This is a genomic window from Tychonema sp. LEGE 07196 (assembly GCF_963890365.1).
Taxonomy (GTDB): Bacteria; Cyanobacteriota; Cyanobacteriia; order Cyanobacteriales; family Microcoleaceae; genus Microcoleus.
This window is the reverse complement of sequence record NZ_CAWPRX010000124.1, coordinates 1-7,597: the sequence shown is the minus strand read 5'-3', so window position 1 is coordinate 7,597 and position 7,597 is coordinate 1. Positions and strand designations below refer to the sequence as shown.

At 43.7% G+C, this 7,597-nt stretch carries 3 protein-coding genes and 1 other RNA gene; all 4 read right to left on the bottom strand.

Features of this window, described 5'->3' with window-relative positions; translation table 11 throughout:
* Window positions 1-235: 235 nt before the first annotated feature.
* Window positions 236-946 carry a ribonuclease III gene (gene rnc, locus AACV78_RS15065; protein ID WP_194012851.1) on the bottom strand — a complete coding sequence of 237 codons (711 nt, stop codon included), beginning with the start codon at window positions 944-946 and terminating at the stop codon, window positions 236-238.
* 224 nt (window positions 947-1,170) lie between these two features.
* Window positions 1,171-1,590, bottom strand: an RNA gene (gene rnpB / locus AACV78_RS15060) — RNase P RNA component class A.
* A 55-nt stretch (window positions 1,591-1,645) separates the two neighbouring features.
* The gene (gene corA, locus AACV78_RS15055; RefSeq protein WP_194012849.1) at window positions 1,646-2,824 is read right to left on the bottom strand and encodes a magnesium/cobalt transporter CorA; all 1,179 of its coding nucleotides are present in this window, start codon (window positions 2,822-2,824) and stop codon (window positions 1,646-1,648) included.
* Between the two features lie 301 nt (window positions 2,825-3,125).
* Window positions 3,126-7,358, bottom strand: coding sequence for a PAS domain S-box protein (locus AACV78_RS15050; RefSeq protein ID WP_194012850.1), 4,233 nt, complete (start codon window positions 7,356-7,358; stop codon window positions 3,126-3,128).
* Window positions 7,359-7,597 lie beyond the last annotated feature (239 nt).

Genomic DNA, 7,597 nt, shown 5'->3' with positions numbered 1-7,597 from the left:
GGGTAATATCTAGCGCTACTTTATGAAATTGGTATAACATACCCCTTGATGATTCGGCGGTTGAAACCGCGTCTATACAAACAAAGTCGGCAGAAGGCCGACTGGTTCATAAAAGGTATCCAAAACCCTGATTTGGTATGACAACTAACAACTAACAACTAACAAGTGACAACTAATAACCAATAACTAACAACTAACCACTAACAACCAATAACTAACAACCAATAACTAACAACTAACCACTGACTAATTTATTGAAAGCGGAGCGAGCCGCAGCTTGTTCGGCTGCTTTGATCGATCGACCTTTTCCCTCTGCTACCAACTCTCCCTGAATGCTAACTTTTGCCGTAAAACGATCCTCGCCGCCCTGGACAGTTCCGGTTTCTTCCACGGTATACTTGGGTAAAGTTTTATATTTGCCTTGAGTCAACTCTTGAAGAGCAGCTTTGTAATTTTGTCTGGCCGGATCGCTGCGAATTTCCGCCGCTAGGCGTTGAAAGTGACCGTCTAACCAAGGGCGAATTAATTCTAACGTCTGGGCGCTCAAATAAAGCGCGGCGAGTAAGGCTTCCAAAGAATCGGCCAGTCTGGGAACAGCACCTGTTTTGTCGGCGGCGGCGCTGCTGGAAACAATTAAATAGCGATCGAACCCGTAACTTTCAGCGATTGTAGCCAAAATGCGATCGCTCACCAAGATCGATCGAATAGCCGCAAATTCCCCCACCGTACAGTCAGGATAAATCTCAAACAACAATTCAGACGCAGCCAGCCGCACCACAGCATCACCGACAAACTCTAGCTGCTCGTAATTTGCCTTAGCAGACGCACTCGCATGAGTCAAAGCTAAATCGACGAGATGCCATTTGATCGAAGCATCCTTCGACAGTCCCAACTTTTCAATTAATGTTTCAAGTTGCTTTTGGCGACCAGGATAAAGCATATTCATAGCGAATTGGGCATTGGGAATTGGCCCGCGCAGGGCATTGGGAATTGGGAATTGGAAATCTATAGCCGACTCTCGGTAACATGAGGCTATCTGTCGCGCATCAGCCTCGCGGGCACAGGAAGCAGCCCGCATACCTCATAACGCTTGAGAATTGCTATATCTCAATTGATTCTAAAATAATATATAAAAATTCTCCTACTCTCCCACTCTGGGATTTTTGGAGGGGAAAAAGTCGGACATAAGCCGGGTTCTGTTCTCTCAACTGCAAGCAGTTTTTGAGGGCAGTTATCTATCTGGGACGCTTGTTACCAAACGCCTCAAGCGGTACCAAAAAACGGAACTGGTAAAAAACCAACCGTAGTCCCTCCGACCTTGCTCCCAACCGGGGTTTACCTAGCCAGCACCTCTCGATGCTGCTGGTGCGCTCTTACCGCACCTTTGCACCCTTACCCCCTAACATTTTGCAATTTTCGATACTCGATTTTTGATGCAATCTCCAATCTCCAATCGGGGGGCGGTATCTTTCTGTGGCACTATCCTCACGATCGCTCGCACTGGGCGTTACCCAGCAAGTTTGGTTTTTCGGGAGCCCGGACTTTCCTCAGACCAGCTTTCGCCAATCCGCAACCGCCTGCGCCTACTTTTTTCCCCAGACTTATTGTACGCGATCGTTCGTCAATCAATTGAGGATTTTAGATTTCAGTCATCTTTAATAGTAGAAAAGTTCTCAAACCAGCCGCGCCGCCAAAAGAAGTAAACTAAACTAGACGCGATCGCCACCATCAACGCCCAACAAAGCGGATAGCCAAAATACCAGTTCAGTTCCGGCATATTCAAAGGCGATTTTTCTGTATTGAAATTCATGCCGTATACTCCCGCCACAAAAGTTAACGGAATAAAAATACTCGAAATCACCGTTAGCAATTTCATGATTTCATTCATTTTATTGCCAACCGAAGACAGATAAACATCCATCAAACCAGACGATAACTCTCGATAGGTTTCCACCATATCCATCACCTGCACCGTGTGATCGTAACAGTCGCGCAGGTAAATTCGCACCTCTGGAGTAATCAAATCGCTGCTATCTCTAATCAAAACATTAATTGCATCTCGCTGCGGCCAAATGGCGCGGCGCAGCGTCAGCAATTCTCGCCGAATTTTATAGATTTTTTCCAGCGTTTTGCGATTGGGGTTCACCACCACTTCATCCTCTAATTCTTCAATCCGCTCTCCGTAAAGTTCTAATATAGGGAAAAATCCATCTATAATCGAATCCAACAGAGTATAAGCAAGATAATCTGCTCCGTGCTTGCGAATAGCTCCTTGTCCTTTGCGAATTCGCTCGCGCACCGGATCGAAACAATCATAGTCCGGTTCTTCCTGAACACTTAGCAGGTAATGTTTGCCCAAAATCAAACTAACTTGTTCTTTATGAAAATTATCTGAATTAGGCTTAATCATCACCATCCAGGCAATAATTAAAAGATGTTCTTCATAGTCTACAACTTTCGGGCGTTGGGGAATATTTACTACATCTTCCTGAGCCATTACGTGCAAATTAAAAACATCGCTCATTTGTCGCCAAGTTTCTTTGTTGCCCAATCCCAACATATCAACCCAGGAAACAGATTTTGTATCTAAATAGGCAGCAGCTTCTTGAGGATTTAACAATTTTTTAGGGCGAGTAGCTTTGGTTTCGCAATAGTCAATTAATACAATGTCTGGAGGTGGCGCATCCGGTTCTAAGTCTAGAGTTCCCGGCAGCGCCCCCGGATGGTCATAAAAATAATCAACGTAGGAATCATCATCATCATCATCATCTTTAATGGGTTTTTGAAATACACTCGAAATATTTTTTATGCCTTTGTATGCCATGTGAATATTCCCAACTTTGAGTATCTTTAATTAGGTTATCACTTTTTACGTATAACTATCAATAACCAACCAACAATCAATAACAAATAACAACAACAAATAACCAACCAACAATAAATAATACCATTTCTCTAAAATTGTGCAACACTCTTCGACCCCCCTAGCCCCCCCGCTGCATTGCGGGGGGAACAAGAATACTGTTGCATTCTTTTTGATAATTGGTATAACAAATAACCAACAACCAATAACCAACAACCAACAACCAACAACCAATAACCAATAACCAATAACCAATAACTAATTACCTTTGCCGCATGGGAATCTCGATCGCAAATTCAGTTCCCTCACCAGGCACCGAAATGCAGCGCAGCGCGCCCCTGTGTCTTTCCACCACAATCTGATAAGAGATAGACAATCCCAAACCAGTACCTTTACCTACTGGTTTATTCGTAAAAAACGGGTCAAATATCCGAGATTTTACAGACTCTGCCATTCCCGCGCCGTTATCTGAAATGGCGATCGCCACCCAATTGTTCTCCAAAACCTCCGTGCGAATCCGAATCGAAGGTAATGCGTCACAACCCAAAGGTAAACTCGTAGAATTTTGCCGTTGGGCATCCGTTGGACTAGGCAATTCCCACTTTCTATTTCTCACACTTGCCAAAGCATCAATGGCATTACTTAATATATTCATAAACACTTGATTTAGCTGTCCGGCGTAGCATTCTACTTGTGGCAGCGTCCCATATTCTTTAATTATTTCAATCGGGCGATTTCTACCATTTTCTTTAAATTTGTGTTGCAAAATTAATAGCGCGCTGTCAATTCCTTCGTGAATATCAACACGCTTAATATCGGATTCTTCCAGGCGGGCAAAGTTGCGTAAAGACAGAACAATTTCACGAATGCGATCGGCTCCAGTTTGAATAGAAGTCAGCAGGTGCGGAAAATCCTCTTTCATAAATTCAATTTCTATTTCTTCAGCAAAGTTCGCGATCGCAGCAACAGGTTCCGGGTAATGTTTTTGATACAAAGCACACAATTGTAGCAAATTATTCGCATACAGGCTCGCGTGAATAATATTGCCGTAAATAAAACTGACAGGATTATTAATTTCGTGAGCAATTCCCGCGACTAGCTGTCCCAAACTAGACATTTTTTCCGCATGAATTAGTTGAGCTTGAGTTTTTCCTAATTGTTTCAATGTTTGCTCTAATTGGGCATTTTTATCTTTTAATTGAGATTCGGCTTGTTTGCGCTTAGTAATATTGCGGGCAATAACGATCGCCTGATTAGAGTTAAGAGGTAGCAATCTAGCTTCATAAGTTTCTTCTCCTGCCGGCATGGGTAGGGAATACTCTAGATCAACCGGTGTTCCGTTTTCGGAAATTTGAAACATTGCCAGATTGAACTGGCTGGCGACGCTTGCAGGTAATATATCTGCCATTCGTTTGCCCATAAAATACTCAGAATTTAGGTACAAATCCGCTGAATTTCCTGATAAGTAATCCAAAATAATGCCGTCAGTATTGAGGCGGAAATACAAATCGGGCAGGGCCAGAAAAACAGCTTCTAACTCGGAAGTTTTTTGGCGCAATGCTTCTTGGGCGTAATAGCGATCGCTAATATCCAAAATCACCCCGTCCAAAAAGAAAACGCTCCCATCTGCGTCGAACACGGGAGAACCTTTATCCCACACCCATTTAACCGTGCCATCTGCTGCTAACAAGCGGTATTCCAAATTATAAGACTGTTTGCTTTCTATTGATTCCCGAATTGTTGCTTCTACTTTTGCTAAATCTTCCGGGTAAATAATGCTAGCAAAAGTCCGGCTTCCCATCTCCAAAGGCAAAAGAAAATCTGCAGCCGGGTAGCCCGCCAGCAAGTAAACGGCGTCGCTAATAAAACTTGTAGAAAAATCGCATTCCCAGCGATAAACCACTCCGGGAATATTAGCTACTAAAGAGCGAAACCTTGATTCACTTCTACGCAAAGCTGCTTCCGATTCATGGCGTTCTGTAATGTCGTGAGTAAAACCTAGAACTGCAAATATATTACCTTCTGCGTCGCGTAGAGGAACCTTTTGGGTGTCTAAAATATGTACTGAACCATCAGCAACAGTTGCCGCATCGCAGAGATTGTGGATGATTTCACCAGCTAGTGCAGCAGCGTCCTCTGTGCGGAATCCTCGGATATTTTGTGCGGGATTCCCAAATACTAGCTCTTCTGAAAATCCTAAATCTAAATCGGATTTTCCAATAATTTCTTCGACTGTTTTACCGATAGCTTTAGCTAAACTTTTGTTGGCTAAGATATAGCGAAATTCTTTATTTTTGGCAAAAATCCAGTCGCTGGTTGTGTCTATTACTGTGCGAAGCAGTTCTTCGGAACGTTCAGTTTGCGTTAAAGCTATTTGTAGTTCAAATTCGAGGCACTTGCGAGTTGTAATATTTTCAAAAGCAACGCCGACGCAGTTGTTAGGTAATGGAAAAGCTTTAATAGAAAAAGCGCGAGTTATTTTGCCGGATTCATCGCAGTCAATATCTTCAACTTCTACGGCTTTTTGGCCGATAATTACCGAAGCAAATGCTTGGGGAATATTTTTCGATCGCAAATGAGGAAAAATCTCGTCAATTGTCATGCCCAAAACATCGGCCATTTCTAGCCCGGTAAACCGCGTAGCAGCGGGATTCGAGGCGATCGCCCTTAACGTACTATCATCGTCTATATCTTCCAAATGGTAGACGTACAAACCAATCTGCATATTCTCCACTATTTGGTCGTAGAGGCGCACGCTTTCGTCTACCTGCCTGCGTTCGGTAATATCTTCTGTAATACCCAACACGTACTGAGGATGCCCCTGAGCGTCGAGAATTGGCACTTTGCGGGTGTGCAGTATTCTCATACCTTTGTGGCGAGTTTGGATCGGCTCTTCGGCTATTTCTTTAACCGTAGATTGGTTGCGATGAGCTGTCAATATTTCCCTATCTTGAGCGGTGAAAACATCAGCTTGTTCTTTGGGATAAATATCGTAGTCATTTTTGCCGATCGCCTCTTGAGAGGTAACACCTGCGATCGCTTCCCCGGCCTTATTCCACAGCACAAATTTCAGCGAAGAAGCATCTTTAGCAAAAACTCCCACGGGCAGATTTTCTACTACGGAATTGAGGAACCCTTTAGCGGATTTTAATTCAGCTTCTGCGCGCTTGCGTTCGATGCCTAAAGCTATGACATCGGCCACCGATGCTAAAGTTTCCTGAAAAGGTGCTGTCAGCGGCTTGAAGCTGATAATTACCATGACTCCCACCAGCCTTTCTTCGACTATTAAGGGGTAGCCCGCGAAGGTCAGAATTTGCTGGGGAATTTGGCAATTTGCCGGATTTTGGCGGCTGTTGATAATTGCTAATTCGGAACTGAATAACTCTGTAACTTCGGATGTTTCTTCTGGAAGTCCAAAATTCTTCAGTTCAAATCCGCAGTCAAATTGCGGTTTTTGCTGTTGGGCGATCGAGTTAACCTTACTTGCAATAAAGCTAGCCCGATCGTCTGTGCGGCTGTAGATTCCCGAAGCTGCTTGCAACTCCCAAATATTGGATTGAGAGTTTAAAGTCCAAATTTCAGCGGAAGCGACATCAATATTTCGCACCATTGCGTCGCAGCAGGGAAGCAGGATATCTTGAGGGTGTTTGGTGAGGGCAATACCAACATCGGCTACCATTGCTGTGAGGCGAGAAGCTTGGGCTTTTTCTGCTTCCAATCGTTTGCGATCTGTGATGTCTTCCACCAAAGAAAGTACGGTAAAAGAGTCGCCGCTGCGAATAATTGAGTTGAACCAGCGACACCAAATAACTTGTCCGCTTTTAGTTTTATTTTGATTAATTGAAGTATTGCCCTTACCGGAGGCCAGTTCAAGTTCGATCGCGCTTACAGCCTCTCTTTCTTCTTCGCAAACCAAATCCAAATCGCCGAAATGCTTGCCCATCATATCATCCGATGTCCAGCCAAAGATTTCTTGGGCGCGTTTCGACCACTGAACGATTCGGAAATTTTCATCCCAGCCTACCATTGCCAGGGGACTGTTAGCTGCATTCAACCACAGTAAATGATTCGATCGGCGCAACTGCTGAGTTTTCTCTTGCTGCCAGCGGTAGTGCCTGGTGATATCCCTACCGACACCCAAAACCCGCATCTGGTTGCTAGAGGCATCCACCGCTGGCGTGTAAGCCGTTTCGTAAATTTTAATCCCGCCGTCTGCCGCCCTCACCTCGTGAATTGCCAGCTTTTTTTCCCCTGTCATAAATACTTGTTGCAGGCAGGAATCAATCTGCGAGATTATGTTTTTGAGAGCAGAATTATTGGGATATAATTGCAATAATTCTTGGTTAGTTTTGTTGACTATTTCAGCAGGCTCCAATCCCATCCAAGCAGCAGCAACGGGATTGATGTATAGGTAGTTTTGCTGTCGATCGCACTCTAGGAAAGCATCAACAGAGTTAGAGAAAAAAGACTGTAACGAGTTGATAACTTCCTGCATGGGTATTTTGCGATCGCTTGCAAGTAAAGCTTTAAATTTTTCCTAAAATTAGTTTAACTCACTCAAATATTTTTGCGTACTTTATATTTGCGATTCCCAGTGCGATTTTCGGCGCAACCCTCTAGGATACAATAATTTTTAGGAAATAGTATTTTTGTGAATATAAATTAATTAGAGCAGATGCTCTTTTTTTTTACAAGACGCATTGGATAGAAAAGGGAGAGGGAGATGGGGAGAGG